The sequence below is a fragment of the Sphingopyxis sp. genome (assembly GCF_036675685.1).
GTDB lineage: Bacteria > Pseudomonadota > Alphaproteobacteria > Sphingomonadales > Sphingomonadaceae > Sphingopyxis.
The window spans coordinates 236,688-263,551 of sequence record NZ_JAKFEM010000005.1; the positions used below are offsets into that span (position 1 = coordinate 236,688).

The 26,864-nt window shown below is 65.3% G+C and carries 30 protein-coding genes; 13 read left to right on the plus strand and 17 right to left on the minus strand.

What is annotated here, in order from left to right; all coding sequences use genetic code 11:
• Positions 1-47: 47 nt before the first annotated feature.
• From V6M50_RS03315 to V6M50_RS03325, 3 genes are all read right to left on the minus strand, one after another.
• Positions 48-5,900 (minus strand): alpha-2-macroglobulin family protein, encoded by a 5,853-nt coding sequence (locus V6M50_RS03315; protein WP_443030475.1) that lies wholly within the window; start codon positions 5,898-5,900, stop codon positions 48-50.
• 137 nt (positions 5,901-6,037) lie between these two features.
• Positions 6,038-6,415 (minus strand): histidine triad nucleotide-binding protein, encoded by a 378-nt coding sequence (locus tag V6M50_RS03320; protein WP_332817114.1) that lies wholly within the window; start codon positions 6,413-6,415, stop codon positions 6,038-6,040.
• 8 nt (positions 6,416-6,423) lie between these two features.
• Positions 6,424-6,756: a phosphoribosyl-ATP diphosphatase gene (locus V6M50_RS03325; protein ID WP_332817115.1), complete on the minus strand. Its 333-nt coding sequence runs from the start codon at positions 6,754-6,756 to the stop codon at positions 6,424-6,426.
• Positions 6,757-6,917: 161 nt separating this feature from the next.
• Between V6M50_RS03325 and V6M50_RS03330 the strand changes: the two genes are divergently transcribed.
• From V6M50_RS03330 to V6M50_RS03360, 7 genes are all read left to right on the plus strand, one after another.
• A complete protein-coding gene (locus V6M50_RS03330; protein ID WP_332817116.1) occupies positions 6,918-9,992 on the plus strand; it encodes a TonB-dependent receptor plug domain-containing protein in 3,075 nt (1,024 codons plus the stop codon).
• A gap of 41 nt (positions 9,993-10,033) precedes the next feature.
• Positions 10,034-10,759, plus strand: a complete 726-nt coding sequence (ung, locus tag V6M50_RS03335) for a uracil-DNA glycosylase (RefSeq protein WP_332817117.1) — start codon at positions 10,034-10,036, stop codon at positions 10,757-10,759.
• Positions 10,756-11,514, plus strand: coding sequence for a sulfite exporter TauE/SafE family protein (locus tag V6M50_RS03340; protein WP_332817118.1), 759 nt, complete (start codon positions 10,756-10,758; stop codon positions 11,512-11,514). Before ung ends, V6M50_RS03340 begins: the two co-directional genes overlap by 4 nt.
• A 78-nt stretch (positions 11,515-11,592) precedes the next feature.
• Positions 11,593-11,724, plus strand: a complete 132-nt coding sequence (locus tag V6M50_RS03345; RefSeq protein ID WP_332817119.1) for a hypothetical protein — start codon at positions 11,593-11,595, stop codon at positions 11,722-11,724.
• A gap of 31 nt (positions 11,725-11,755) precedes the next feature.
• Positions 11,756-12,037, plus strand: a complete 282-nt coding sequence (locus V6M50_RS03350; RefSeq protein WP_332817120.1) for a DUF427 domain-containing protein — start codon at positions 11,756-11,758, stop codon at positions 12,035-12,037.
• A 12-nt stretch (positions 12,038-12,049) separates the two neighbouring features.
• Positions 12,050-12,508: a YaiI/YqxD family protein gene (locus tag V6M50_RS03355; RefSeq protein ID WP_443030473.1), complete on the plus strand. Its 459-nt coding sequence runs from the start codon at positions 12,050-12,052 to the stop codon at positions 12,506-12,508.
• Positions 12,509-12,666: 158 nt separating this feature from the next.
• Entirely contained in the window at positions 12,667-12,849 is a 183-nt protein-coding gene (locus V6M50_RS03360; RefSeq protein ID WP_332817122.1) for a hypothetical protein, read from the plus strand.
• Between the two features lie 104 nt (positions 12,850-12,953).
• Here the strand turns inward: V6M50_RS03360 and V6M50_RS03365 are convergent, their stop codons facing one another.
• Positions 12,954-13,175 (minus strand): hypothetical protein, encoded by a 222-nt coding sequence (locus tag V6M50_RS03365; protein WP_332817123.1) that lies wholly within the window; start codon positions 13,173-13,175, stop codon positions 12,954-12,956.
• Positions 13,176-13,303: 128 nt separating this feature from the next.
• Between V6M50_RS03365 and V6M50_RS03370 the strand changes: the two genes are divergently transcribed.
• The 3 genes from V6M50_RS03370 (at position 13,304) to V6M50_RS03380 (ending at position 14,475) form a co-directional block, all read left to right on the plus strand.
• Positions 13,304-13,636, plus strand: a complete 333-nt coding sequence (locus V6M50_RS03370) for a DUF962 domain-containing protein (RefSeq protein WP_332817124.1) — start codon at positions 13,304-13,306, stop codon at positions 13,634-13,636.
• A 144-nt stretch (positions 13,637-13,780) separates the two neighbouring features.
• Positions 13,781-13,984 carry a DUF2061 domain-containing protein gene (locus V6M50_RS03375; RefSeq protein ID WP_332817125.1) on the plus strand — a complete coding sequence of 68 codons (204 nt, stop codon included), beginning with the start codon at positions 13,781-13,783 and terminating at the stop codon, positions 13,982-13,984.
• Between the two features lie 62 nt (positions 13,985-14,046).
• Positions 14,047-14,475, plus strand: coding sequence for an OsmC family protein (locus tag V6M50_RS03380; protein WP_332817126.1), 429 nt, complete (start codon positions 14,047-14,049; stop codon positions 14,473-14,475).
• 9 nt (positions 14,476-14,484) lie between these two features.
• On the opposite strand, the gene V6M50_RS03385 is transcribed toward V6M50_RS03380, so the two are convergent.
• The 5 genes from V6M50_RS03385 to V6M50_RS03405 all read right to left on the minus strand — a co-directional run bounded on the left by V6M50_RS03385 (position 14,485) and on the right by V6M50_RS03405 (position 18,135).
• Entirely contained in the window at positions 14,485-15,069 is a 585-nt protein-coding gene (locus tag V6M50_RS03385; RefSeq protein ID WP_332817127.1) for a 2'-5' RNA ligase family protein, read from the minus strand.
• 68 nt (positions 15,070-15,137) lie between these two features.
• Positions 15,138-15,587 (minus strand): nuclear transport factor 2 family protein, encoded by a 450-nt coding sequence (locus tag V6M50_RS03390; RefSeq protein ID WP_332817128.1) that lies wholly within the window; start codon positions 15,585-15,587, stop codon positions 15,138-15,140.
• Positions 15,588-15,685: 98 nt separating this feature from the next.
• A complete protein-coding gene (locus tag V6M50_RS03395; RefSeq protein WP_332817129.1) occupies positions 15,686-16,231 on the minus strand; it encodes a hypothetical protein in 546 nt (181 codons plus the stop codon).
• A 9-nt stretch (positions 16,232-16,240) separates the two neighbouring features.
• Positions 16,241-17,134 carry a hypothetical protein gene (locus V6M50_RS03400; RefSeq protein WP_332817130.1) on the minus strand — a complete coding sequence of 298 codons (894 nt, stop codon included), beginning with the start codon at positions 17,132-17,134 and terminating at the stop codon, positions 16,241-16,243.
• Between the two features lie 146 nt (positions 17,135-17,280).
• The gene (locus V6M50_RS03405; RefSeq protein ID WP_332817131.1) at positions 17,281-18,135 is read right to left on the minus strand and encodes a hypothetical protein; all 855 of its coding nucleotides are present in this window, start codon (positions 18,133-18,135) and stop codon (positions 17,281-17,283) included.
• A 203-nt stretch (positions 18,136-18,338) separates the two neighbouring features.
• Between V6M50_RS03405 and V6M50_RS03410 the strand changes: the two genes are divergently transcribed.
• The 3 genes from V6M50_RS03410 to V6M50_RS03420 all read left to right on the plus strand — a co-directional run bounded on the left by V6M50_RS03410 (position 18,339) and on the right by V6M50_RS03420 (position 20,129).
• Positions 18,339-19,223 carry an arylamine N-acetyltransferase family protein gene (locus tag V6M50_RS03410; RefSeq protein ID WP_332817132.1) on the plus strand — a complete coding sequence of 295 codons (885 nt, stop codon included), beginning with the start codon at positions 18,339-18,341 and terminating at the stop codon, positions 19,221-19,223.
• Positions 19,224-19,291: 68 nt separating this feature from the next.
• Complete coding sequence (locus V6M50_RS03415) at positions 19,292-19,720, plus strand: DUF1801 domain-containing protein (protein ID WP_332817133.1); 429 nt, start codon at positions 19,292-19,294, stop codon at positions 19,718-19,720.
• A 13-nt stretch (positions 19,721-19,733) separates the two neighbouring features.
• Positions 19,734-20,129, plus strand: coding sequence for a DUF1801 domain-containing protein (locus V6M50_RS03420; RefSeq protein ID WP_332817134.1), 396 nt, complete (start codon positions 19,734-19,736; stop codon positions 20,127-20,129).
• 6 nt (positions 20,130-20,135) lie between these two features.
• Here V6M50_RS03420 and V6M50_RS03425 read toward each other — a convergent pair whose 3' ends face one another.
• The 8 genes from V6M50_RS03425 to V6M50_RS03460 form a co-directional block, all read right to left on the minus strand.
• Positions 20,136-20,666, minus strand: a complete 531-nt coding sequence (locus tag V6M50_RS03425; protein ID WP_332817135.1) for an NIPSNAP family protein — start codon at positions 20,664-20,666, stop codon at positions 20,136-20,138.
• Positions 20,653-22,224 carry a ThuA domain-containing protein gene (locus tag V6M50_RS03430; RefSeq protein WP_332817136.1) on the minus strand — a complete coding sequence of 524 codons (1,572 nt, stop codon included), beginning with the start codon at positions 22,222-22,224 and terminating at the stop codon, positions 20,653-20,655. The genes V6M50_RS03425 and V6M50_RS03430 overlap by 14 nt, the downstream gene beginning before the upstream one ends.
• 156 nt (positions 22,225-22,380) lie before the next feature.
• The gene (gene arr, locus V6M50_RS03435; RefSeq protein ID WP_332817137.1) at positions 22,381-22,818 is read right to left on the minus strand and encodes an NAD(+)--rifampin ADP-ribosyltransferase; all 438 of its coding nucleotides are present in this window, start codon (positions 22,816-22,818) and stop codon (positions 22,381-22,383) included.
• Positions 22,819-22,837: 19 nt separating this feature from the next.
• The gene (locus V6M50_RS03440; RefSeq protein WP_332817138.1) at positions 22,838-23,392 is read right to left on the minus strand and encodes a hypothetical protein; all 555 of its coding nucleotides are present in this window, start codon (positions 23,390-23,392) and stop codon (positions 22,838-22,840) included.
• A 78-nt stretch (positions 23,393-23,470) separates the two neighbouring features.
• Positions 23,471-23,779, minus strand: a complete 309-nt coding sequence (locus V6M50_RS03445; protein WP_332817139.1) for a hypothetical protein — start codon at positions 23,777-23,779, stop codon at positions 23,471-23,473.
• Positions 23,780-24,279: 500 nt separating this feature from the next.
• Positions 24,280-24,792, minus strand: coding sequence for a 2'-5' RNA ligase family protein (locus V6M50_RS03450; protein ID WP_332817140.1), 513 nt, complete (start codon positions 24,790-24,792; stop codon positions 24,280-24,282).
• A gap of 150 nt (positions 24,793-24,942) precedes the next feature.
• A complete protein-coding gene (locus V6M50_RS03455) occupies positions 24,943-26,382 on the minus strand; it encodes a hypothetical protein (RefSeq protein ID WP_332817141.1) in 1,440 nt (479 codons plus the stop codon).
• 103 nt (positions 26,383-26,485) lie between these two features.
• Positions 26,486-26,864: phosphomethylpyrimidine synthase ThiC (locus V6M50_RS03460; protein WP_332817142.1), on the minus strand; the 379-nt coding region annotated here is incomplete at its 5' end.

A 26,864-nucleotide genomic window follows, 5' to 3' on the forward strand; every position in this document is an offset into this window, starting at 1 on the left:
TCTTCGCGCGGGGAAACGGGAAAGCATAGGGTGGCCGAAGAGGGCCCTCACTGCCCCACACTCGCCACCGTTACCGGCGCGTTCGGCCACTGGCCGCGGATCGCGGGCGAGTACATCGCCTCGACGCGCGTCGGCGGCAGGGTGAAGCGGCCCGAGCCGTTCAAACGCACGACATATTCGACCGCGTGGGTGCCCGCGGGCATCCAGCCGAAATAGCCGCGCCAGCTGTCCTTGCCGCGCTCGACATAGCTCGGCTGCGCGCCCGATCCGCCCGCCTGTTCGGCCAGCATTTCGGACTGGCCGCCGAGGTTGCCGACGATCGTCGCGCCGGGGGCGACCGGATCGTTGATCACGACCCACGTCCGGCCGGCGGCCGCGACGACCTCGATCCGCACCTTGATGACATCACCGCGCGTCAGCCGGTCCTTGTTCGCCGCCTTGACGATGCTGACCGAGCGTTTGATCCGGTAGCCTGCGTTGAGCGGTTCCTTCAATGGGACGGCCGCCTTGACGCTGACGGTGGCCCACGGCGCGCCGGTGCCTTCATGCTTCAGGCTCATCGTTGCCGCAGCGAGCGCGACGCGAAGCGGCGAGACCGGTTCGGCAGGCAGCGGCCAGCTTTGCGAGGCGGTTCCGCCGGCAAGGCTGATGTTGGTGACGCCGGTGATCGCGCTCGCCGGATAGAGCTCGGCGAAGCGGCGGACGGTGACCGCGCCCCATGCGTTGGCGGGGGTGGTGTCCCAATGGCCGCGACGCTGGCGCTGCGCGACGCCGACCATCAGCTTGCCCGCGTCATCCTCCCAGCCCTTGCGGCCGAGCACGGCTTCCAATGCCTTGATCGCCATTTCGTCGCCGCTGGTCATCATCCACCACGGCGCCTTGGCATCGTCGACGAGGTCGAGGCGGGTGCCTTCGTAGACGAGGCGTTTGCGCAGTTCGGCCTCGGCCGCGGTGCGCAGCGCCGGAGCATTACGGACGCTCGGCGTGCGTTCGATCGCAACGAGCCAGTCGGCGAGCGTGCCGGTCGCCATGTCGACCGGCGCGACGTCGATCGCCGCGACGAGTTGCGGGCTCGAGGCATTGTTGCGCGCGAGCGCCGCCAAGGCCGCGATGCGGACCGGACGGATGTCGTAGGGGCCGTAGCCCTTGCGGGTCAGGCGTCCGTCGACGACCGCCTGCAGCGCCTTGACCATCTTGGCCTTGGGCGCCTCGGGGATCGCGAAGCCGTTCGCCGCGGTTATGCTGAGCACATAGGCGGTCAGCTCGATCGAGCCTTCCATCCGCTCGTTGGGCCAGTAGCGCAGCAGGCCATCGTTATCGAGATAGGTCGGCATCGCCCCCGCGAGCGCCTGCCAGCGCCCGAGATCGCCGAGTGCGATCGCGCGCGATGTCGACTGTTCGAAGCAATTATACGGATAGACGCTCATATAGTCGCGCACCCCCGACAAGGGCGGCGCGAGCGTTCCCGCGAGCGCGACATCGACATAGCCGCCGGGCAGCGCGCCCGCCGGAATCGCGATCGGCAGCGTCGTATTGGGTCCGACGCGGAACAGGCTGGCGGCCCAGGTTTCGACCGGGATCGCGGGTTCGACCTGCTGCTGGAAGACCAGCCGGTCGCGCTGCTTGCCGCCCTTGGCCACCGCCTCGACCGTCCATTCGATCGGGCCGGTTTGCTCGGGCGCGGTCATCGACCAGCTGATCGGCACCGCGCCGCCCGCCGGGATCGTGACGGTCAGCGGCGGCGCGGTCGCGACGGCGGGCGACAATGTCGGGGTCGCGGTGACCTCCATCGCCTTGTCGGTGCCGTTGCGCAGCGTGAAGCGCGCGTCATAGGTGTCGCCGGTGCGCACCAGTTCGGGCATGCCGGCAAAGACGCCGAGATCCTGCACGGTGCGGACGCTCGTTTCGCCGGTGCCGAAATATTGCGATCCGTCGGTCGCGATCGCGACGAGGCGGAAGCCCGATAGATTGTCCGACAAGGGCACTTCGACCGTCGCGCGGCCCTTGGCGTCGAGCGGCACATTGCCTTTCCACAGCAGCACCGGACGGAAATCCTCGCGCGTCAGCCCCGAAAGGTCGCCGCCGCCACCGCCGCCGGGTTCGAGCGCCTTGCGGCCGTAATGGCGCTTTCCGACCACCTGCATCTGCGCGGTCGAGGTGAGCACGTCGAGCGTGCGTTCGCCCATCATCGCGGGGAGGACTTCCCAGCTTTCGTTGGGGGCGAGCTGGAGCAGCGCCTCGTCGACCGCGGCGAAAGCAACGTCGGCATTTTTCGGTGCCTTGCCGCCGGGGGTCTTGACCTCGATCGCGACTTTCGCGGTTTCGCGGACCGAATATTTCTCTTTGTCGGCCTTGATCTTGACGCCGAGCTGATGGCCTTCCCAGCCGACCTTGATGCGCGCGATGCCCATGCGGTAGCTCGGCTTGGCGAGGTCGACGAGCGCGGTCGGTGGGGCGCCCTCGCTATTCTCGATCTTGAAGCCGACCGCGCGCTTCATCTTGCGGAACCAGCTTTCTTGCCCGGTCACGCGCCCGCGCACGGCCATCACCGAGACATAGACGTCGGGGGCGTAGGTCGCGGGAAGCTTGACCTTCACGACGGGGTTGGTGCCCTTCAAGGGCATAACGAAGCTCGACAGCACGCCCTCGCGTTCGACGGTGACGAGCGCGGTCGCCTCGCGGAACGGCATGCGGACCTGGAAGCTGGCGGTGTCGCCCGCGGCGTAGCGCGGCTTTTCGGCGATGACGTCCATGCGGTCGCCATTGTCGCCCCCGAACCACCATTCGTCGTCGCCCGCGAGCCAGACCGAGCGGACCGCGCGCGCTTCGTTGCCGTCGGCATCGAGCGTCGTCGCGACGACGGTGACTTCGCCCGAGACGCCGGGCGCCATCGCGCAGCTCGCGCGGCCGAGCTTGTCGGTCGTCGCGGCGCAGCTCGCGTCGAGCTTCGTCGTGCGCATCTGGTTGTCATAGGCGTAGAAGCCGCCGATCAGGCGGCGGCGCGCGGTGATGATCTCGCGGTTGTAGAGCGCGACTTGCACGCGCTTGCCGGACAGCGGCTTGCCGTCGAGGTCGAGCGCAACGAATTTCAGGCGCAAATCATTGTCGCGCATCAGCCAGCCGTCGGTCTTGAGGCCGAGGCGGACGGCCGAGGGAAAGAGGGTGATGCGGCGGCTCGACGTCAGCGTCTCGCCATTGGCATCCTCATAATCCATTTCGACCGCCATCAGCGTCGGTTCGGTGATCGGCTGGTCGACCGCGACGCTGGTCGTCGCGCTGCCGTTGGCGTCGAGCTTGAGCGGTACCGAGCGCGCGAGCGGCAGTTCGGCGCTGGGTTCGTCGCCGCTGTCGTCGAGCTGGACGACGCCTTCCTTCACCGGCTGGCCGTCGAAATCCCAATCCATATAATCTTGCGGCGGCGACCAGCTCGACTGGAAATTGGTCCGCAGCTCGACCGGGAGATCGGGCGCGGGGCCGCCCGAGAGGTAACCGACGAACAGAGACAGCGGCACCGCGGCAGGGCGCACCGGCGATGTCTTCGGCCCGGTGACCGTCGCCTTCATCGTCGGGAGGCGATATTCGTCGACCTTGACCGACTGGCCCGACCAGATCGTCTTGTCCTCGCCGTCCCCTTTGCCTTTTGGGTCCTTGGTGACGAAAACGAGTTCGTAATCGCCCATCGGCGCCGAGGCGGGGACGTTCCAGACGGTCTCGCCGCTGCCGGTCGCGGCGATCGCGAAGGGCATTTCGAATTCGGTGTCCGAACCGCGGTGGACGAGGCGGAGTTTGCCCGCGAGCGGCTGCGGCGTCATGAAGCCGGTGCCGACGGGGCGGCGGAGCAGATGCTTCATATGGACGGTCTCGCCCGCTTTCACGAGCGCGCGGTCGAAGACGGTGTGGAGGATGTCGTTGCGTTCCGACCAGCCATAGGGGAGGTCGAAGTCATAGGGGCGGATCCCGTCGCCCCAGTCGGTGAGGGTGAAGCTGAAATCGTCGCCCGCGCGCGCAGAGACCATCAGGGCATGGCCTTCGCTGGTCGCGGGATCGGGCTTTTCCTCGCAGCTCGAATAGGTTTCGGGCTGGGGCAGGCCCGAGGCGAAGGCGAGGCGGCCCGCCTTGTCGGCGGTGCCGCGCGCGAGCAGGCGGCCGGTGCAGCTGTCCGACACCCGGATTTCTGCGCCCGCGACAGGAAGGCCGGTGTCGAGCGCGGTCACCCACGCGAGCGAGCCTTCGCGGCCCCATTTGAAATGCACCGCCATATTGGTGACGAGCGCAGCGGTCGCGACGTAACGCGTCGACTTGCGGCCGAGCAGCGCGGCGCCCAGCTCGGGACTCGCGATCTCGACGATATGAAATCCCTTTTCGGTGAGCGGGATGCCGACGACTTCGAATTCCTTGCCGCCGCCCGGGGGAGACAGTTGGAGGTCACGGCGTTCGCCGCCCGACGGCGCATCGGCGAACACCGATTTGGTGCCGGTGTAGTTGACCGTGATCTCCTTGCCGGTGCGGTCCTTTTCCTCGCGATAGTCGGTGTCATCGGCGTCATCGACGCGCTTCAGCCAGCGCGCGATCGCCACGTCGTCGTCGCCGACCCGGAGCGCAGTCGCGGGCATTTTGAGGTTCGCCTGGACGAGCGCGCTTTCGACCCCGCGCACGGTGACGGGCAGGACGCCGCCCTCGCCTGCCTCGAGGATGCCGAACTCGGCGGCGAATTTGACCAGCGGCGGGGCGCGGTCGATGTGGAATTTCAGCGGGAAGTTCGACTGGTTCTGCAAGCTTCGGCCGCTCTGGTCGGTGACGCCGGCGGGGAGGACGAGCGTCGCGTCGACATTCTGCGGCAGCGGGCCGGTGAAGCGGACGCTCGTCAGCCAGGCGTCATTCTTGTCGTCGTCGTCGATCTTGGGCGTCAGCTTCTTGCCGTCGGCGGTGCTCAGCGTCGCGGCGAGGATCGTTTCGCGCGATACCGGCGAGGCGAAGCTGAGGGTGATGTCCTTGATCGGGTTGCAGCCCGCCTGCGGATTGATGCGGCTGCACGACATCTTCGCGGTGAAGGCGGGGCGGACGTCATGGTCGAAGCGCTGGTCGCGTCCGGCGGTGCGGCTGGGCACGCCGGCCTGCGAAATGCGGGCGTCCCAGACGAGCGCCATCTCGCGGCCCGGCGGCAGCGGGCGGCGGCATTTGACGGGGACGATGCGGTCGAGCGCGGCCTCGCGGTCGGCGCCCGCGGCGGGGAAGCGCTGCGGCAGGCCGGCGTCGGAGGTGAAGGACTGGCGCGACCAGTTGTTTTCGCCGAGGCCGGTCAGGATTTCGGTCGCGGTCGCGCGCGGCAGGACGTCGAGCGGGATTTTCTCGCCGATGCCGTCGACGGCGCAATAGCCGAAGCGGCCGACCGAAGCGCGGTCGGCGGCGACGTTGGTGGCGACGAGGAAGATCTGGTCCTCCTCGATCCCGTCAGAGATGCCGCCCGCGAGCACGGCGCGCGCCGAGGGGCCGCCGGTGTCGAGCGCGAAGCGGTCGTTGCCGACGACCGACACGCCGCGCGCGGTCTTCAGGCCCGAACGCAGTTCGACATGGCAGCGCAGCCCGCCGGGGAGTGCACGCTCGAATTCGAGCACCCAGGTACGCGTATCGACCCAGCGGCCGGTCGCCGGAAGCTTGCAATCGTTGGTTGCGGGGGCTTGGGCGCGGGGATCGCCGAGCGGGACCATGTCTTCGGAAAAGCGCAGCGTGAAGCGGGTGATCGTGCCGTCGCCGGTGCCCGAGCTGCCCGGGGTCGCGAGCGTGACCTGCGGCACGGTGTCGGCGGCGGTCGCGGCCATCGCGAGGCTCAAGGGGAGGATCAGTGCGAGTTTCGCCCTGCTGGCGAACCTTCCTGCGAGCCTGCGCCATCCCTTGCCCATCATCGTCTCCCCGCTTTGACCCGTGCGCCTATCCTGCTGGAAACAGGGGCAAGTGTCTACCCGTCGCCGCGCATCATACACGCTTAATCGCATCGGGGTGAAACGCTGTGATGACGATCATAGACAGAGGCGAAATATCAGCGCGCGAGCATCGGTCCCAGCGGTTGGCCCGCGAAGATGTGGACGTGGAGATGCGCGATCTCCTGATGGCTGTCGAGCCCGACATTGGCGAGCAGGCGGTAGCCGGGGGCGACGAGGCCGGCGTCGCGCGCGACCTTTCCGACCGCGCGGACGAAGCCCGCGATCTCGGCGTCGCTACCGCGCGCGGAGAAGTCGTCCCAGCTGACGTAAGGACCCTTGGGGATCACGAGGATATGCAGCGGCGCCTGCGGGTTGATGTCGTGGAAGGCGAGCGCAAACTCGTCTTCGTAGACGGTTTTCGACGGCAGTTCGCCGCGCAGGATGCGCGCGAAGATATTGGTCTGGTCGTAGGGGAGGGTCGCATCGATCGCCATGGTTGCTCCTATTGCTGGCGGGCGGCTTTTTCGGCGTGGCCCGACGTGCCGTGCCGCCGGTCGAGTTCGGCGGCGACCCTGTCCCACGACAGCCCGCGTTCGGCGAGCAGGATGGACAGGTGGAAGATCAGGTCGGTGGCCTCGCCGATCAGCGCGGGATCGTCTTCGCCGACCGCGGCGATCACGGTCTCGACGGCTTCCTCGCCCAATTTTTGCGCGATCTTGGCGCGGCCCTTTGCGGCGAGGCTCGCGACATAGGAGGCTTCGCCTTCGCCCGCTGCGAGCCGGTCGTCGATGACCGCCTCGAGCCGCCCCAGCGCTTCGCCCATTGCCTTGCTCATCCGCCCGATCCTTTCGCCAGCGTGCCTAGCCGCGACGCGCGGCCGCGACAAGCGGGTGGCTGGGTCGCAAAACTTACCGCGGCGTAAACCATATCGAAACGCCATCGGCCTAAATTCCGACGCGCCGGGGGGCGTGATCAACTTTTATTCGGAAGAAGAAAATGAAAACTGGCACCAGTTCCCCGGTGTTTCTGGCCGCAACCGCCTCGGCGCTCGCGCTCGCGGCGACCCCCGCCGCGGCGCAGAGCGGCGACGAGATCGTCGTCACCGGATCGCGCATCGCGAAAAGCGAATTCACCAGCCCCGATCCGATCCAGGTCATCGATCCCGAAGCCGCGAAGCTGCAGGGGCAGGTCCAGCTCGCCGACATCTTGCAGTCGACCCCCGCGGCGCAGGGGTCGATCCAGATCAATTCGGCGATCTCGAACCGCTTTGTCGCCAACGGCGGCAACGATGTGCAGACGGTCTCGCTACGCGGGCTCGGCGCCGAGCGGACCCTGGTGCTGATCAACGGCCGGCGTGCGGGCCCCGCGGGGATCCGCGGCTCGGTCGCGCCCTTCGACCTCAATGTTCTGCCGCTGTCGGTGGTGCGCCAGGTCGAGGTGCTGAAGACCGGCGCTTCGTCGATCTATGGTTCGGACGCGGTCGCGGGGGTGGTCAACATCCTGACGCGCGACGACCTAAACGGGTTCGAGGGCGGCGGCTTCTCGTCGATCACCGAGCATGGCGGCGGCGAGAGCTATGGCGTCGATGCGAGTTTCGGCAGAAAATTCGATCGCGGCCATGTTTTTGCGACGGTCGACTATTTCCGCCAGCAGAACCTCACCCGCCGCGACCGCGGCTTCCTCTTCTGCTCCGAGGAATATCTGAAGCGTGAGGCCGACGGCAGCCGCGCCGACATCGTCGATTTCCGTACCGGACGTCCGGCGTGCAACAGCGCGCTCGGCAATGCGATCGTCTTCTCCGATTTTTCGGGGGTTGACCAGAATGGCTTTCCGACCTTTGGTCCCGGGCTGATCGCGCCGAACGGGCAGCCGGTCTTTGCCGGCCAATATGGTTCCGAGTTCGCGGCCGTCGGCATCCCGCTCAACGCTTATAACCCGATCGGCGTGTTCGGTCCCGCCAATTTCTTCGGGGTCGATTTCGACGGGCCGTCGAATGGCGCGCTCAACCGGTTCGAGCCGGTCGAGCAGGATTCGGACGTGTTTTCGCGGGTCAGCCGCGTCAGCGCCTTCGCCGACGCCGCCTATGAGGTGACCGACAGCATCGCGCTTCATGGCGAGGCCCTGTTCAGCAACCGCAAGTCGCATAACAACGGCTTCCAGTCGATGACGCTCGAGCAATTCACCGGCGCGTCGATGCTGCCCTTCTTCCTTTGCAACCCGGCGGCGAACAATTGCGATCCCTTCGACATGGGCGATCCGTTCAACGGCGAATTCGGCGGCAACATCATCCTGCGCCCGCGCGTGCTGGTGAAATCGGAAAGCGAGGCCGACGTCGATTATTATCGCGGCGTGCTCGGGCTGCGCGGCGAGTTCGGCGGCGGGTGGAAATGGGATGTGAGCGGCCAGCACAGCCGCTCGGACGCCAGCTATACCCAGGACGTCATCTATCAGGATGCGCTCGCGTCGCAGACCTTGCGCACCCGCTCGTGCGCCGGCACGGCGACGACGGTTCGCGGCGTGCCGTGCATCGACATCGACTTTACCGATCCGCGCGTGCTGCGCGGCGATTTCACGCCCGCCGAGCGCGCCTTCCTGATGGGGCGTGAGACGGGGCGGACCTTGTTCAAACAGACGTCGGCCGAGGCTTTGCTGACCGGCAAGCTGCTCACGCTGCCGGCGGGACCGGTGGGGGCGGCGTTCGGGGTGAATGTCCGGCGTGACGAAATCAACGACACGCCGGGCGCGGCGACGCTGGCGGGCAATGTCGCGAACTTCACGACCTCGGGAATCACCGCGGGCCGCACCGTGTCGAAGGAAGTGTTCGGCGAGGTCGAGGTGCCGCTGCTCGAAGGCGTGCCGATGATCGAGCGGCTGACGCTGTCGGGCGCGGTGCGCTACACGCATGTCGAGGCGGCACGCCGCGACGGGGTGCGGGACAGTTTCAGCGACACGACGTGGAAGGTCGGCGCCGACTGGGCGGTCACCGGCTGGCTGCGTTTCCGCGGCACCTGGGGCACCTCGTTCCGCGCGCCCGCCTTGTTCGAACTGTTCCTCGAAAACCAGACCGGTTTCCTCGGCCAGCAGGCGATCGATCCGTGCATCCAGACCGCGGCGCGGCTTGCGGCGGGTGCGATCAGCCAGCGCATCTTCGACAATTGCGCCGCCGACGGCATCGGCCCCAGTTTCGCGGGCGGGATCGGCCCCGCAACGATCGCGTCGGGCGGCGGCATCGGCCAGCTCAAGCCCGAAACCTCGACCGCGAAGACGGTGTCGGTGATCCTGACCCCCGATTTGTCGGGCGCGCTGTGGGGCGGGCTCAAGACGCGCCTTGCGGTCGATTATTTCGACATCGAGGTGAAGGACGAGATCACCCTGCTCGGCGCGGGCAATATCCTGCGCGGCTGTTATGACTCCGACGTCGCCGACGAGCCGCTGTGCGGCCTCTTCACGCGTGCGGCCACGGGGCCGGATGCGCAGAGCATCGCGAGCGTGACCGACCGCTATGTCAACATCAGCCGCCAGTGGAACCGCGGCGTCGACCTGTCGCTGGCGATCGACCAGGATCTCGGCAATCTCGGCTCGCTCGCCTTCCGCGCGCAAATGACCTGGCAGGTGAAGGACAAGGTTTCGCTGTTCCCGGGCACCGAGGTCGACGACAATGGCAAGATCGGCAATCCCAAATGGGTCGGCGATTTCAACCTTGGCTGGACCAAGGGCGGATGGACGCTCTTCTATGGCATCGACGTCACCGGCGCCGCGTCGAACATGAAGGATTTGCTGCGCGCGCAGGGCGGCGATGCGTGCCGGACCTCGGGCTTCCGTCCGGGCGGGCGCTTCTGTCCCGACGTCAGCGTGCCCGCGACCTTCTATCACGCGCTGTCGCTGAGCCGCGATGTCGCCGAGCGTTTCCGTATCACGCTGGGCGTCGCGAACCTGTTCGACACCCCGCCGCCGCGGGTATCGACCGTCGTTACCGCGACACCGCCGGTGATCGGGCAGGCGCCGGCGTTCGGGACGCAGTATGATTATCTGGGGCGGCGGGTGTTCCTGAGCGTGCGCGGGAAGCTTTAAGCCCTCTGGACAAGCCCGCGCTCCTCTGGTGAAGCGCGGGCATGGCCGAGGTCAAACTGCATCCCGACTGGCTCGCACGGATCGGCGGCGAGTTCGAGCAGCCCTATATGGCGGCGCTCAAGGCGTTTCTTGCGGGCGAACGCGAGAAGGGCAAGGCGGTCTATCCGCGCCCGCGCGACTGGTTCGCGGCGCTCGACGCGACGCCGCCGCAGGATGTGCGCGTCGTGATCCTCGGGCAGGATCCCTATCATGGCCCGGGGCAGGCGCATGGGCTGTGCTTTTCGGTCCAGCCGGGGGTCCGCACCCCGCCGAGCCTCGTCAACATCTACAAGGAAATGCAGAGCGACCTTGGCATTCCCCGCGCGTCGCATGGCTATTTGAAGCATTGGGCCGAACAGGGCGTGCTGCTGCTCAACAATTGCCTGACCGTCGAGGCGGGGCAGGCGGCGTCGCATCAGGGCAAGGGGTGGGAGAAGTTCACCGACGCCATCGTCGCCACGGTCGCGGCGGATCCGGCGCCCAAGGTCTTCATCCTGTGGGGCAGCCATGCCCAGCGCAAGGCGGCGAATGTCGCGGGGCTGGGGGCGGGGAGCCCGCACCTGATCCTGCGCGCGCCGCATCCCTCGCCCTTGTCGGCGCACAACGGCTTTTTCGGCTCGCGGCCGTTCAGCCAGGCGAATGCGTTTCTCGAGGCGCACGGCCGCGGGGCGATCGATTGGCGCCTGCCCGAAACCCCGCCAGAAACGTCAGGCGCGGCCGCCGGATGAGCATTTTGGCCGATCCGGCGACGTTGGCGATCCTGGCCATCGCGGTGATCTTGCTCGGGATGGCGAAGGGCGGGCTCGCCGGGGCCGGCGCGCTCGCGACCCCGCTTGCGGCGCTGGTGCTGCCTCCCGCGACCGCCGCCGCATTGCTGCTTCCGATCCTGATCGTGCAGGATGTGATCAGCGTCTGGTCGTTCCGTCACACGTGGGACGGCTGGATCATCGGCTGGATGCTGCCCGGCGCGGCGGTGGGCATCCTCGCCGGCTGGTATTATGCCGAGCAGGTCAACGAAGCGCAGTTGATGGCGGCGCTCGGTGCGATCACGCTCGCCTTTGGCCTGTACCGGCTGTGGGTCGAACGCGGCGGGCGGGTCGTCGCCGCGTCGCGGTCGCCGGGCTGGGTCGGCACGATCTTTGGCGGCATCATGGGACTGACCAGCCAGATTGCGCACGCCGGGGGGCCGCCGTTCCAGATGTGGGTGACGCCGCGCAAGCTGCCGCACCTGACCTTCATCGGCACCAGCGCGATCCTGTTCGCGATCGTCAACTGGATGAAGGTGCCTGCCTATCTCGCGCTCGGCGCTTTTCCGCACGAGGTGATCGTTGCGGCGCTGCTGCTGATGCCGCTCGCGATCGTCTCGACCTTGCTCACCGTCCGCTGGCTGAAGCGGATGCATCCCGAACGCTTCTATGTCCTCATCTACCTCCTGATGGTGCTGCTCGGCGCAAAGCTCTTGTGGGACGGACTCGCGGGATAACAGGCGACGCGAGGCGGCAAAGGGCGTAGGTTCTTGCGCGACGGGCACAGGTGTCCGCCGCCTTTCAAGGTATTGAACATGGCCAAGGGTCAAAAGAAAACCAACCGCGAAGTCCGCAAACCGAAGGCCGAAAAGCCCAAGAAGCAGAATGCGAGCAATCCGACGACCAAGGTCGGGGTGGTCGCCGGACTCGACAATATGAAGAAGTAACCGCGCCGCGCGCGGTGGAAACGAGGTCGACATGGTGCAGGCACGATGGAATGGCGCGGTGATCGCCGACAGCGACGACACGGTGGTCGTCGAGGGCAATCATTATTTCCCGCGCGCCGCGGTCGACGGGGCGCTGCTGTCGGACAGCGCGACGACAAGCCTGTGCCCGTGGAAGGGCATCGCGCATTATCACCATGTCACCGTCGATGGACAGGTGAACGCGGACGCCGCCTGGTATTACCCCGATCCCAAGGAAGCCGCGGCGGCGATTCGGGACCGCATCGCCTTCTGGAAGGGCGTCGAGGTCGGCTGACCCTTTCGTTCGATGTCCATGACGCCTCAAATCCTCGTCGATGCCGACGCCTGTCCGGTGAAGGACGAGATCTATCGCGTCGCGTGGCGGCACGAGGTGCCGGTGAAGGTCGTGAGCAACAGCCGGCTGCGCGTCCCCGACCATGTGCTGATCGAGCGGATCGTCGTTTCGGACGGTTTCGACGCCGCCGACGACTGGATCGCCGAGGCGGCGAATGCGGCAAGCGTCGTGATCACCGCCGACATATTGCTCGCCGACCGCGCGCTGAAGGCGGGGGCGACGGTGCTCGGCCCCAATGGCAAGCCCTTCACCATGGCGTCGATCGGTCCCGCGATCGCGACGCGCGCGATCATGGCCGACCTGCGCGCCGGGGGCGACCAGATCGGCGGTCCGCCGCCCTTCTCGAAGGCCGATCGCTCGCAATTCCTGCAGGCGCTCGATAGCGCGCTGGTGCGGCTGAAGCGCGGATAGAATTTTTCTTTCTTTTCTTTTCAAAGCTTTGTGAAATTTTTTCGAGCCAGTGACCGCGATCACGGCTGGCTGCTCGGCCATGCGCCATAAGCCAAGTCATCGGGAACGCCCCGAGCCAATTTCGAAACACACCGAACCACTTTGAAAAGGAAATGACCATGACCAAGAAGATGATCCTCGCCCCCGTTCTCGCCCTGACCGTTGCCCTTTCGGCGACCCCCGCGATGGCACAGTCGGCACAGCCCGCGCAGGGCAGCATGACGATCGCCTCGAACCCGGTGCAGATCCTGATCGGCCTGCTGCTTCCCGCGGTGCAGAAGGTCCGCGAAGCGGCACGCTAAACCAGCTTCCGAATTTTCGTCTCCGGCCCGGCCCACCACGCCGGATCGGAACCAGCCCTCCCGCCGCAGCGACCCCGGCGGGAGGGTTGAAGTTTTTGGGGAACCTAATTCCCCGCGCGGCGGTGGATGACGAAGGCGAGCAGCAGCACCGCGGTGACCACGCCGACGATCATGCCCGCGGTCGACGTCACCATGCTGATCGATGCCGCCGGATCGTTCGAATTCCACGCCCCGCTTTTGGTTTGCGCGACCATATACCAGGCGCCGATGATGACGATGAGGTCGAGCGCGACCAATCCGACCAGCGCGCGTGTCGATTTCTTCATGGAATAATCCCTCCCTGTCTAAGCCCGCGCCAACCTATCATGATGCCCGTGGACGTGGCGCTGATATTTGACATGCTCGTTCGGCAGGTGACTTGACCCCGCACGCGAGCCACCGCATCCTCCCCATCATGCCCCGGCTCTACACCAGCTTCGCCGAATTCTGGCCCTTTTACTTGCGCGAGCATAGCAAGGCGTCGACGCGGGCGCTGCATTATGTCGGGACCAGCCTGGTCGTGCTGATCGCGCTCGGTGCGGTGCTGAGCGGGCGGTGGGCTTGGCTGATCGCGCTGCCGCTGGCGGGCTATTTCTTTGCGTGGGTTGCGCATTTCGGGGTCGAGAAGAACCGGCCGGCGACCTTTGCCTATCCGTTGTGGAGCCTTGCCGCCGATTTCCGGATGTGGGGGCTGTGGCTCACCGGGCGGTTGGGGCGCGAGCTCGACAAGGCGGGGGTGCGACGCTGAGATAAGCGTCCGCGGGTTTAATGCTCTTTTTCGTCATTGGAGGATAGGCCGCGCGGCAAAATCGATCAGAGTGAGCGAGAGGGTGTGTTGGCGTTTGTTGCGAATCATTCTTAACTTGGCGCGTCGTCCTGCCGGAGATGCGCCATGCCCACCGACCTGATCAAGACCTTCACCTACCTCTCGATACATCTGACGATCGGGTTCGGCGTCGCTTATGTGATGACCGGGTCGGTCGTGCTGGCGGGCGGGATCGCGGTCGTCGAGCCGTGTATCAATGCCGTCGCCTTCTTCTTTCATGAAAAGGCGTGGAAGCGCGTCGGCGCGGGGCCTAAGCTGCTGTCCGCCTGAGGACCCCGAGTCCCCGGCCGTTTTTCCGTTCCACCCCCTCGACCGACCCCAAGGAGATCGTCATGACCGTCAATCGCGCATCCGCCCGCTACGAAGGCTTTGGCAGGGAAGGCAAGGGGTCGATCACGACCAAATCGGGCGTGCTCGACAAGCAGCCCTATGGTTTCGGGACGCGGTTCGAGGGGTTGCCGGGAACCAATCCCGAAGAGTTGATCGCCGCGGCGCATGCGGCGTGCTTTACGATGGCGCTGTCGTTCGGGCTCGCGCGCGCGGGCTATTCGGGCGACACGCTCGAGACCAGCGCCGCGGTGACGCTCGACCAGCAGGATGGTGGCTTCACGATCACCAAGTCGGCGCTGACGCTGACCGGCAAGGTGCCGGGGATTGGCGCCGACGAGTTCGCCAAGATCGCCGAAGAGGCCGAGAAGAATTGCCCGGTGTCGAAGCTGCTCAACTGCGAGATTACGCTCGAGCATAATCTGGAAACCTAAACCCCGATCTTAGGCAGCGCGGAGCAGCGGTGCGGGCAGTTCGTCGGCCATGAAGGCGAAACTGTTTTGCGCCGGCGGCTTCAATGTCCAGCTCTGCAGCACGCGGTGGCGCCGGTGGCCGATATGGCTTTCGATGAGCACCAGGTCGCGCGGCGTCCAGTTCCATGCGATCCGGACGGGATCGAAGTCGCAATCGCCATAACCGAGGGTGACGTGCGGGCGGAGGCCGGATTTGCGGTGCATCGGCTCGATGCCCTGCGCCGCAAGACGGGCGACGATCGCCGCATATGCCTGGCGGATGGCGCCGATGCTGCCGGTGGTGACGAGTTCGGCGCCCGCGCCGCGCGAGACGATGCGGCCGAAGGGAATCGGGCTTGCCGTGGGCAGGCCAGCTTCGAACGCCTTCGCGACCTGGCCGCGCAGGAAGGGTTTCGGCGCCATGGTTTCGGCGATCGTACAGAGCGTCAGATGATAGAGCTGGGGCTTCAGGCCCGCGAAGAGGTCGCCCGGAACGGGCGGCAATTGGCGCGCCAGCCAGCCGGCGCGATCGGCGGCCACCTGGAACCCCAGGAAATAGCGGAACATCGGGTCCATCGTCCTTCCTCCGAATCGGATCAATGTTCCCATTATGTTCTTCTTGGCACGAGGAGTCGAATCCTTCGCTATTCCGGGTCCAGCGCCATCCGCGTCACATGGATATAGGTCGCCTGCCAGCTGTCGCCGCGGCGTTTGAAAATATCGGTGAAGCGGATGCGGACGCGGAAGAGCTTTCCCGCCGAACGGCCCGACAGGATCGTCTCGGCGCTCGCGAGCCCGGCGTTGCGGCCAAGCGGGAGGATGACGCGATCGCTGAGCGTGACGGGGTCGTAATCATCGTCGGCTCCGGTCCAGCCGTCGATGAAAAAGGCCTTGCCATAGCGCTTCCCGCTGCCGTCGATGAAGACAAGGTCGTCGGCGACCATGCGGTCGAGCGCGGCGCGATCCTGCGCGATCTGCGCCGCGTCGAAGGCGTTGGCAAAGGCGCGCAGGTCGGCCGCCGGCTCTTGCGGCTGGGCGTGGACGGGGGCGGCGATCAGCATCGCGGCGATGGCGGCAGTGCAATATTCTCGCATGTTCCGACCCTTGTCCTGGCCGGTTATCCGGCGCGATCCGTGTCGCTGCATATCATCACGGCAGCGGCTGGCAATCGCGGTCGGTCAGGGGCGGCGCATCAGGTACTGAGCAGGTTCCACTCTTCGGGGGGCGTGTAGGGGCTGTCGCCGACGTCGGGGAGCTTCGTCCGGTTCGCTTGCCAGTCGCGGTGATGGTTGCGCAGCATGTAGATGGCGAATTGCGCCGACACTTCGGTGCGGTCCGCGGCGGCGATCCCGGCATCGTCGGCGGCGAGCCTTTCGATCGCCGACAGCCGCTCGCGCGGGCAGCGGAGAACAAGGCTGGTCCACAGGCCGCCGGCGTCGTGGTCGCCCGCGAAGGCCGAGGCGACGCCGACGTCAAATAGCCGCTGGCGCAGCGCGCGAATATCGGGGTCGGCGTCGAGCGCGGTGACGATCGCGACCGTGCTGGCGCTCGACGCTTCTTGCGCCGGCCCCGCGGCGTCGGCGTGCGAGATGCGGTCGGTCACCGCGATGCGATCCTCGGCATCGCCCGGATATTGCAGCGCGAAACTGGTGAGGCCGATCAGCGCGATCCGCGGTCGCAAGGCCAGGCGCAGTCGCTCCTTTACGGTGTCGATATCGAGACCCTCAACCGTCTCCATGACCCGTCATCATCCCTTCGCCCTGTCGGGACGCGGCGCGTCGCCGCCGTCCGCCGGTTCCATTTCCTGTTCCATCGCGCGGCCGATTTCGGAGCGCTGCGACGGGGCGTAAAGATTGTTGGGGCTGGAATAAAGCCCCTTGAGGAAGGCAAAATCCCATTGGGTCAGCGTGACCGGCACTTCGCTGTCGGCCGCGGCGTCGAGTATCCGCAGGATCATCGAGGGCGCCGACGCGTCGATCCGCGCCGGATCGATCCGCGCAAAGGCGCGCATCGCCGCATAATCGGCCAATTGGGTGGTCGAGAGGCCTTCGAGCGCCTTGCTTTCGATGACCACGACCGCCGCCATGAACGCGGGCCGCGCCGGGGGCGTGATGCGCGACGGCGTCCGGGTCGACCGATTGATCGGCATGTCGCTTTCATTGAATATCGCCCTGCCGTCACCGTTCACCATGGTCTGGATCTGCCACGCTGTGGCTGGGCCGGGTTCGGCGATGAGCTGGCGAACCTTCGATGGCGTCCGGTCGCCAAACATATAATAATGCTTCCTGCCTAGCGTTTTCAGGAAGGCCGCTTTGTCTGGCACCACCATGACGACCAGATTGGGTTTGCAGTGCGCCCCCCCAACATCCAGCCCGACGCCTTCGGCGACGAGCCGGATGCGGTCCTTGACCGCGGCGCGCGGCGCGTCGGGCATTCCGAAGGCGCCGGGGCATATCGCCTTTTCGAACCGCGCGATCTGGCCGCGCGGCGACGCCGGGGTCAGCGCGCCGACGAAGGATTCGATCTGCTGCTCCATATCCTTCTGGCCGGTGACGACGATCGGGGTGTCGTCCTGCGCGGCGGCAGGAACGGCGAGAAGGGCGATGGCAAAAAAGGCTGGAGCGATAAGGGCGATGCGCATGGGAACCTCCCGGATGTGGACGATGGCAACGGTGCTGCACTCCGGCACCGCCCGACGATTGCCAAGACCCACTCGCCTGTCGCGCGCGCTTCGATAAGGGGCGGGCGCGCGCCGACGAGCGGGCGAAAGATCGGGGCCGGCCGGCGCTATTGCGCGGCGCGGCAATCCTTGAGCCAGATCACATGTTTATATTCATCGAAGTCTTCGACGGTGCCGGTCAGTTTGATGCTCTTGTTCGGCTTGAGCTGGAGCGAAAAAGCGGCTTGGCCCGGCGCCATATAGCAGACGATGTCGGTCTTGAACGGCGCCTGGTTCGGCAGGCGGATTGCCTGTTCCCACGGGTTCGGAATCTTGTAGCCGACGCGGAAATCCTTGCCGTCCTTGGTCACATAATCGACCAGCCCGTCGATGGTGAACTGCTTGCCCTTATAACGGGTGAGGATGCCCGCGGCGTTGCGTTCGGTGTCCTTCGACACCTGCTGCGAAAAGGCGAGCGAGTTCATTTTCACCGGTGCGGCGGCGACGGTCGTCGCGACCGCGCCCTTCTTTGCCGCCGCGGCGCCCGCCTTGCCGCCCTTGACCTGGTTCAGCATGCCGCACATTTCGGCCATCGCGGCGTCGGCTTTGGTCGCCTGGCCGGCGCGCAGCTTGGCTTCCATCACGACGGTACCGATGCCGCCGGTCTGCGTCGCGGTGATCTGGATCGGAAAGGCGCGCACGGTACCGGTCATCGGCTGTTCGATCAGCATCGATCCATATTCGGCCTCGTCGGCCATGATGTCATAACCCTTGGCGGCGACGAGCCCGCGCATCTGGCCGATCGCGACCGCGGGCGGCAGGTCGGCGACGGTCACCGCGGCCGAAAAGCGCAGCCCGGTGATCGGGTTGCCCTTTTTGACAAAGGCCTCCTCGCAGGTGGCGGCATTGGCGGTTCCGGCGGTGAAGAAGAGTGCGGCCGGAACGAGTGCGGCGGCGAAACGGGGATAAGGCGTGGTGCGCATGGGGGCTCCTGGACAGGTTCATGATATGCGACTTATGTTGTGCGAGCGGTCTGCCGCAGCCCGCGGCCGCCCGCAATGGCTAAGTTACCAAGATGATGACGTTTTGCGGGACAGCGAACCGCTTTTCCGATCCGCGCTTGACCTTAACCGGGCTTGAGCTTTCATAAAGGCGGGCCAGATGATTCGCGAACGGAGCCTTGTCCATGTTGCACTATCCCGCTGCCCCCTCTTCCGAGCTCGATGATTTGGGCGTCGCGGCGTCGAACGCCGCCGATGCCTTCTTACCGCGCTATTTCGCGCGGATCGGCTACGACGGCCCCGTGGCGCCGACGCTGGAGGTGCTCGCCGCGCTGCAGGCCGCGCATATTGCGGCGATCCCGTTCGAGGCGATCGATGCGCTGACCGGCGCGGGGGTCGATATTGGTGCCGATGCCATCGACGCCAAGCTGATCGGCCAGCGGCGCGGCGGATATTGTTTCGAGCAGAATGGGCTGTTCCTGCGCGTGCTGCAGGCGATCGAGTTCGAGGCCGAGGGACTGATCGGCCGCGTGCGCTGGATGCTTCCCGACGACGCGCCGCCCAGCCCACGCACGCATATGGTCGTGCGGGTGACGCTCGATGGCCGGCCATGGCTCGCTGACGTCGGGTTCGGCGCGACGGTGCCGCCCGCGCCGCTCGCGATGGACAGCGAGGAACCGCAGCCAACGCGGCACGAGACCTACCGCATCGTCCGGCACGGCGACATCTGGCAGGTCGCGGCGCGGATCGGCGACGATTGGGCGATGCTCTACCGCATCGAGAACAAGCCGCCGCCGGCGATCGATTATGAGCTCGGCAACTGGTACACATCGGCGCATCCGGACTCGCATTTTCGCCGCCAGCTGATCGCGGCGCGCACGACCGCCGAGGCGCGCTATGGCCTTCGCGACAACCGGCTGACGACGCGGCTCACCGACGGACGCATCGACCGGCGTTACCTGACCGCCGACGAGATCGAGCGGACGCTGGCCGAGATTTTCCTGCTGCCCGTACAGCGCCATTGGCGCCCGGCGATCGAGCGCGCCGCGACCGCGGAGATTGCGGGCTAGGGTCACTGCGGCTTGACTCGCCGTGGCTATCGCGTTCTTTTGACGGTGAAAGAAGGGAGCGCGATTCCATGGCCGACAAAGCACCCGTCCTGCTGTCGGGCGGCAACCCGCAGATCGCGAAAGGCTATGGCGACGCGCCGGTGCAGGCCTATATCGCCGCAATGCCGGGGTGGAAATCGCACGCCTGGCGGCGGCTCGACAAGCTGATCGAACGCGTGGTTCCGGGGGTCCGGAAGGCGGTCAAATGGAACTCGCCGCTCTATGGCGCCGGGCATCCAGGCGAGCCGGCGGACAGCTGGTTCCTCAGCATCCATTGCTTCGACAAATATATCAAGGTCGCCTTCTTTCGCGGCCAGTCGCTGGATCCGGTGCCGCCGGTCGCGTCGAAGAGCGGCGACACGCGCTATTTCCATATCCACGAGCAGGACGACGTCGACGAAGCGTTATTCGCCGGCTGGGTGAAGCAGGCAGCGGCGCTGCCGGGCGAGAAGATGTGACGGGAGAGACGACATGACGGCCGAGCTGATCGACGCGAAGATTGCAGGGCTGGACGATTGGCGCGGCGAAACGCTGGCGAAGCTGCGCGCGCTGATCCACGCCGCCGATCCCGATGTCGAGGAGACGGTGAAATGGCAGAAACCGTCGAACCCCGCGGGCGTCCCGGTGTGGGAGCATGCGGGCATATTGTGCACGGGCGAGACGTACAAGGACAAGGTCAAGCTGACCTTTGCCAAGGGCGCGGCGCTCGACGACCCGGCGCGGCTGTTCAATTCGAGCCTCGACGGCAACACGCGGCGCGCGATCGACATCCCGGAGGGCGCGAAGATCGACGAGGCGGCTTTCAAGGCGCTGGTCCGCGCCGCGGTCGAGGCGAACCTCGAAAAGCCCGCGCGGGCGAAGAAATAGGGCGCGCTAGTCGGTGCGCGGCGCCGCGCGATCGGGCGAATAGGCAACCGGTTCGAGCGTGCGGATCGCGATCGCGTCGACGAAGCGGCCGTGGCGCGCGCCGGTATCCTTCTTGATCTGGATCCATTCGGGATCGGCGAGGAAGGCGTCCCACGCGGTTTTCATCGTCTGCGTATCGGGCCAGTCGAGCAGGTAGACGAACTCGACCTTGCCCTCGTTTTCGCTGCGCCAGATCGAACGGATCGCGAAACCGTAGCGCGCCATGATCCGCATCGCATGGTCGCGAAAGCGCGCATGGAAGACCGCCTCGTTCGCGGGCGGCACTTCGTAGATCCGTAGCTGCTGTACCCGGGCGGGCGGCGGCGCGGCCTCGGTTGCGGCGGCGGGAAGCGGGGCCAGCGCGAGCAGGAACGCGGCGGCGATCGTCGAGCGGCGCATTCTGGTTTCTCCTGTCATGTCTGCCGGCGCACCATCGCGCCAATCCATTCGGGCGCGAAGGGCGAGGTGCAGCCGTTCGAGGGCGTCATCGCGCGTCATCGCCGCCTCCCGCATCGCAGCCTTCGCCTTCCTTTCGCGCCGCCCAGCCGATCGCGCCATCGAGCATCTTGAGATGCGCGGGATCGCCCCAGGCCTCGGCCTTGTGCCCGAGCGCCGAATAGAAGATGCGCGCGCGGCCTTCGCAGCGCCACCAGACCAGCGCGTGACCGTCGCCCATCCGATATTTGGGCTCGAGCCGCAGCGTCGCCTCGTCGAGCCGCGCAAGGATATGCGCGTCGGCGGCGGGCGGGGCGTCCCAGCTGTAATATTCGTCGGTCCAGCGCCAGCGCGCGGGGAGCGCACGCGTCGCGGGATGGGTGCGATCGGTCAGGATCAGGTCGCCCGCCTGGAACTGGTCGGCGCCGCCGGGGTGGCCGGTGAATTGGCCGTTGCCGCGCATCTTGACAAACCAGCCCGGATGGCTGCCGTCGCCCGTACTGTGCAGCCCGACAAAGCCGCCGCCCTTGGCGATCCATGCCTGGAAAGCGGCGCGCTGGTCGGGGGTGTAGATGTCGCCGCTGGCATTGGCGAAGACGACGACATCGAATTTGGCGAGTTGGTCGGGGTTGAACACCGCGGCATTCTCGGTCGCAAAGCTGCTCCAGCCGCGCGCTTTCACGAGGCGGGTGATCGCGGGCACCGCCGCGGCGATGCTGTCGTGGCGATAGCCGTTGGTCTTGCTGACGATCAGCACCGCGGGGCGGGTGAGGTCGGGGACCGCGGGCGGGACCTGGTCGAGCGTCGGCGTAGGGCGGCGCGGGTCGGCCGGAGCGGGGGCGGCGCTCGCCGGAGCGCGGCCGGCGAGCGCTTCGGCGTTGACCATCGGCGGGGCATAGGGGCGGACCGTGCCGGTGAAGATGCCCGCGGCGACCGCGGGGTCGGCGGCGAGGATCGCATCGGCCGCCGTCTGGTCGGCGGCGCGCAGCAGGACAAGACCGCTGTCGCTGCCCACCGGTCCCGCGCTGGCGATGCGGTCCTGCCGGAACAGCGTCATCCAATAATCGAAATGCGGCCGTAGCCCCTGTTCGGCAAAGGGCCGGCCGGGCTTCCACGCGGGACCGGGGGCGAGCGCGAGCGCGAAGAGCGGCGGCGCGGCGGGCCCGGCCGCTGCGGGCCGCACCGCGCCGTCCGGTGCCGCGCGCGGTTTCATGTGCCACAGCGCGTTGACGATGACCCAGCGCTCGCCGAACTTGCCCATGTGGAAATAGTCGACGAACCACGGCGTCTCGACGCGGACCGCGGCGGCGTTGCCTGCGACGTCGAGGATCTTGCACGATCGGCTCCACTCGTTTTCGGGGGTCTTGAGCGCGCCGCGCTTGGTGAGGTCGACCAGCTCCTCGCGGCTCATGCGCTGCAGCCCGAGCCGCTCGTCGGGCGTGTCGCCGAGGACGCGGCGCTTGGCGAGGTCGGGGTGCAGCGCGCGCTTGACGCGCTCGGGATCGCCCTGAAGCTGGCCGTCGACATAATCGAAGCAGGTCGCCTCGATCGCCGCGAGGTCGGCGGGCGCGGGCGTCGGCGTTGCGGCGGCGAGGGCGAGGGTAAGCAGGGTTGCGAGCATGGCGGCTCCGGAAGCAGGGGACGGGTCAGCGTAGCGCGCTTGCAGCGGCTGTCATCGGAAAATCTGACTAAACTCGTCATTCCCGCGAAAGCGGGAACCTAGGGCGGCTTCAACTGGGTTCCCGCTTTCGCGGGAATGACGAAGCGGGGGGTGTCGTTAATCGATGATCGGTGCCCCCTCGGCCTGCAGCTTGGCGAGATTGTCCTTCATCGCTTGCAGCACCTCGGGTGCATGGGGTTCCCACGTCTCAACCTCGCCGACGATAAGCAGCGGCGACTGGCTGCGATAGCTGCGCGTCGGGTTGCCGGGAAATTTCTTGTCGGTGAGGTTGGGGTCGTCGAACCAGTCGCCGGTCGGCTCGACGATATAGATGCGCTCGCGGGCGTTTTCGTTTCCTTCTGGGCCCGCGGCAAGTTCGCAGCCCCAGATCGCGGACTCCAATGCGGCGGAGAAATAGATCCACGACATGGGCGCGGCCTGATAATTGCTGCCCCGGCCGACGGTGAGCAGGTCGCCGACGGCCAGCCCGGCGCGGGTGCCGTGGTAGAAGGTGGCGCCTGCATCGGGGCCGGTGGGGGTGGTCGTGTCGGGCATCGGCGCGCGCTCCCAGGCTTCAATAGGCGTTGCGTGTCCGGCGGATCGCGGCCTTGCCGTCCTTCCAGTCGATTTCGGCCGCCGGCTCGTCGGCCTTGCCCGGCGCGAACAGTTCGTAGATGATGGTGCCGTCATTCTGGGTGCTTTCGATGACGCGCGCGGGGACGAAGGCGTCGGGCGCGGCGCCGGCGACCGCCTTGACCGCGGCGGGCGCGTCGGCCCAGGCGATGTCGCGCTGCATCTCGACCACCTTATAGGCGCCGGCTTCCTCGATCAGGTCGAGCTCGACCGCGCTGCCGTCGGCGCGCGTCCCCTCGACGTCATAGAAGGTCATGCCGCCCCGCTCCTTCCGCTCGGCCTCGGCGATGGTCATGCCGGGAACCTTGGCGAGCACCGCGTTGCGCACCGCCTTGGGCAGGTCGGCGGCGGCGATCTCGTTGATTTCGGCCGCGGGCCCGTCGGCGAGCACCGCCTTTTCGGGCGCCGTGGTTTCAGGTCCCGCAGGGGCCTCCGCCTTGCCGCAGCCCGCGCTCGCCAGCATTACGCCCGCCATCAGCCACGCCTGTCCGCGCATCCTTGCTCTCCCGTCGTTGGTAACCGCTGTCATCCTATCGGGGACGCGGGCGCGAGTCGACCCGGCCCGGCGCGAAGCTCATTCCACATCGTCGGATGGATCGAGCCGTACGACCCAGACCGGGCGCCCGTCGGGCGACAGCGCGATGTCGTGCGAGGGGACCATGTCGGCCCCGGTCTCGATCCAGCCGCGCCCGTCGCACTTGGGGCAGCACACGCGGATCGAGCGGTGGCTGACGAGGTCGATCTGGCTGTTCCACTGGCCATGGCCCGCGCAGACCGGGCAAAGCGCATCGAGGTCGCCGGTGCGGTGGCGGACGGAAATGCCATCGAGCGCGTGGGGATCGTGCGGGCCGGAACAATATACGATGTTGGAGGGATGGGACATTGCGGTGCCTTCGAGGGGGCGGGTCTTGGGAAGCGGGCGTTGTGGGTAGAGGATCGGTGGCGGTGTCGAGCGGCGTTTTTGAGGGTCGGTTGTCCGTCAAAGTTCAGGAAAGTTCAGCCCATTGGCGATGCGATGGCGGCGGTATCAGGCGGGATGACAGGCGGGATACAGGGGCGGCGGAGACGGAGCGGAAGCCGTAGGCGGCGTTGCCGCAGCGTCCGATACAGTGGAGCAGATGTGCAGATTGTAGGAAAGGGGTTTCTGGCCCGCGCGGTGCAAAATAGGATTGGCGTGGCGTGGCGCGGACACATTCGACTGCCCGGATACGACCGGAAGTGGCCCTATCCCTCTTCGTCACCCTCTAACGAGACACGCGGCTCGTTAGACTTGATCCGGGGTCCCGCTCAGCAACGGTGAGAAACTGGACCCCGGATCAAGTCCGGGGTGACGATGATAATGAAGGTTCGCTCGGCGCGCCCTAATTCGTCTGCAACCATCCCTCAGGCGTCGCCCCCGCGGAGCGGCCAGCGGCCGTGTTCGACATGGGTGGTCTTGCCGACGACGCTTTCCATCAGGATGATCTCGTCGACCGTCCAGCCGATCGGCGGCATTTTCTGGGCATTCAGCCGGTCGCCGCGATAGTTGATCGTGATGTGCGGTTCGGGCGTGGTGCCGTCCATGATCGGCGCCTTCTCACGCAGCAGATGGTTCACCAGCGCCTTCTGGAACGCCCGCGCCTCGGCCAGCGGGTCGCGCGTGCGCAGCGTTACCGCCTTGCGGTTCTCGATCCGGTCGAAGCGGAGCGGGAAAGGCGGCGCGACGAAGCTGTCCAGCGCGACGATGGTCGCGGGCAGCCAGTCGGGCGGCGCATAATGGAGGTCGTAGAGCGAGATGAGCGTGACATGGAGGAGGTGCGGCCCGCGCGAAGGATCGTTGCGGGGCAGCGCGGCGATCTGCGCCTGCACCTCCGGGGGCGGCTTGGCCATGACGTAGATGGGGTTCCGGGCGCGCATGGGTGGGAGTTTAGCATGGTGTGGGGGCAAGGCCGACCATCGGGCGAGCGATGCGGCCTGAAATTTAGGGGTTTAGTAAACTGTCACCATAATCGAGGTTGGATCGTGCAAAATAGGAAAGTTTCACGAGTTCATCGGGTTGATCATACGTCAATGACGCGTATCGTCTCCGGCCTCTGCTTGGGGAATGGAAAGCGGCTCCTTTTCCTCGGTAACGGCTTTTGTAGAGCTGGCAACTCTACAATCGTAATGTTTTTCAATTTCGTCGTTAAATCGCTCGTTATCTCGAATGAATCTGAATACGGGCCATTGACGAAAGTTAGAAATATTGAATCCGCTTTGCTTGGCAGTCGAAATAAGAGGGGTAACTGCGTCGAGATCCTCTTTCAAGGCTGCGACGCTCAGCTTGTATTCATAAGAGCAAGCAGACCAATCTTCATCGTCAAGAATCTTATTACAGAATTCTGGACTCTGGCTCGATTTCGAAGCGCTAGCTAAATTTACTACCATCCTCTTCCGCGTGTCCTCATTTACCTTTGTACCCTTTAAAGAAAGAGCAAACTCAAGAATTCTCTGAGCAAGGGTATGATGATTATTTGTTATAATTTTATAAGCTGCTTCGTTCAGTGTCTCGAATGCTTCTACTTCTTTCTCGGTTACAAGCTTCCTCCACAACGCAAAGGAAAGGAGTATGGCGTATTCGCAAAGAACATAAAGGGACTGTATTAGGTAGCCAGCTTCAATTTTTACCTCTTGCCCAACTAAGTCAAATGAACCCTTATGGCCATTTCGGTCGCATATTTGCGCATATCTTTGATTGAATCTCAACTCGCCGTGAGCGACAAGATTCCTCCTCTCAAAAATCTCAATAAAATCTGGCCATCTCTTCCATTTTTCTTTTATTGAAATGGAGAAATTTTTCTCGATATATGAGGTCTGCGACTCATGGCTTTCTCTAGAAAATCTGTATAGTTCCTCGGCTATAAATTCCTGAACGATGTCGTCGACTGAGCTCGCGCCAATTATTTTGTCAAGCGATATTGTTTTGTCCTGAGACGAGTATCGCTCTGGATTCAATTTAATAAGTTTTCCAATAATATCTACAATAAGAGCGTCGAAAGTTGCTATCATTCCAATAAATATGGACGGGGCAATCTTTTTCGTCCCCTTTTTTATTAATTTAGCCCTCTCGTCGTTTATGCTTATTGTCTCTGATAGATTTTCTTCCAGTTCATACAGTTTATAGTGATCTGTTTCTTCTATTAGATTTGCTTTTTCTTCGAGAACCTTAAAAATGGTATTTTGTACCATGCCTTTAGATATCACAGCTTCAAGTACATCCAGAAGCAGTATGATATGATACTGGGAAAGCGCGAACTCGACTGAACTATTTAAGGTTTCGCTCAGGGCAGAGTGATGACTGAAGTCCTCCTCTGGAGCTGTTTCTTTGTTTTCTGGCGGTTCCGCGCCCTCTGCATCAGGTGACCAACGCCTCAGTACATTATCGATGTGACTTTTAGTGCCGATGGCATAGCTATAGTAGCTGTCGGTATCCCTCGTAGCAGCATATCGCTTTTTTGATTCGCTCATTTAACCCCGCCCATTTTGGGCATAGTCATCCTGCAAGGGGTTATGTTTGGCAACGTGTTTTTGACTCAGGCGCTTCGCTCCCACCAAATTCGATTTTCGCCGATCAATCATGCTCCCTTCCACCCGCGCCCAGATAAAGCTCGCTGCCCGTCTCTTTGAACTTCTCGCTCATCGCGGCCATGCCAGCTTCGGCTTCCTCCGCCGCGATGAAGGCTGTTGCAGGCTGGTTCTGCTTCGCGGCGAACTCGCGGACTTCCTGCGAAATCTTCATCGAACAGAATTTCGGCCCGCACATGCTGCAGAAATGCGCGGTCTTGGCGCCTTCCGCCGGGAGCGTCTGGTCGTGATATTGCTCGGCGGTGTCGGGGTCGAGCGACAGGTTGAACTGGTCGCGCCAGCGGAATTCGAAGCGGGCTTTCGATAGCGCGTCGTCGCGGACCTGTGCGGCGGGGTGGCCCTTGGCGAGGTCGGCGGCGTGCGCG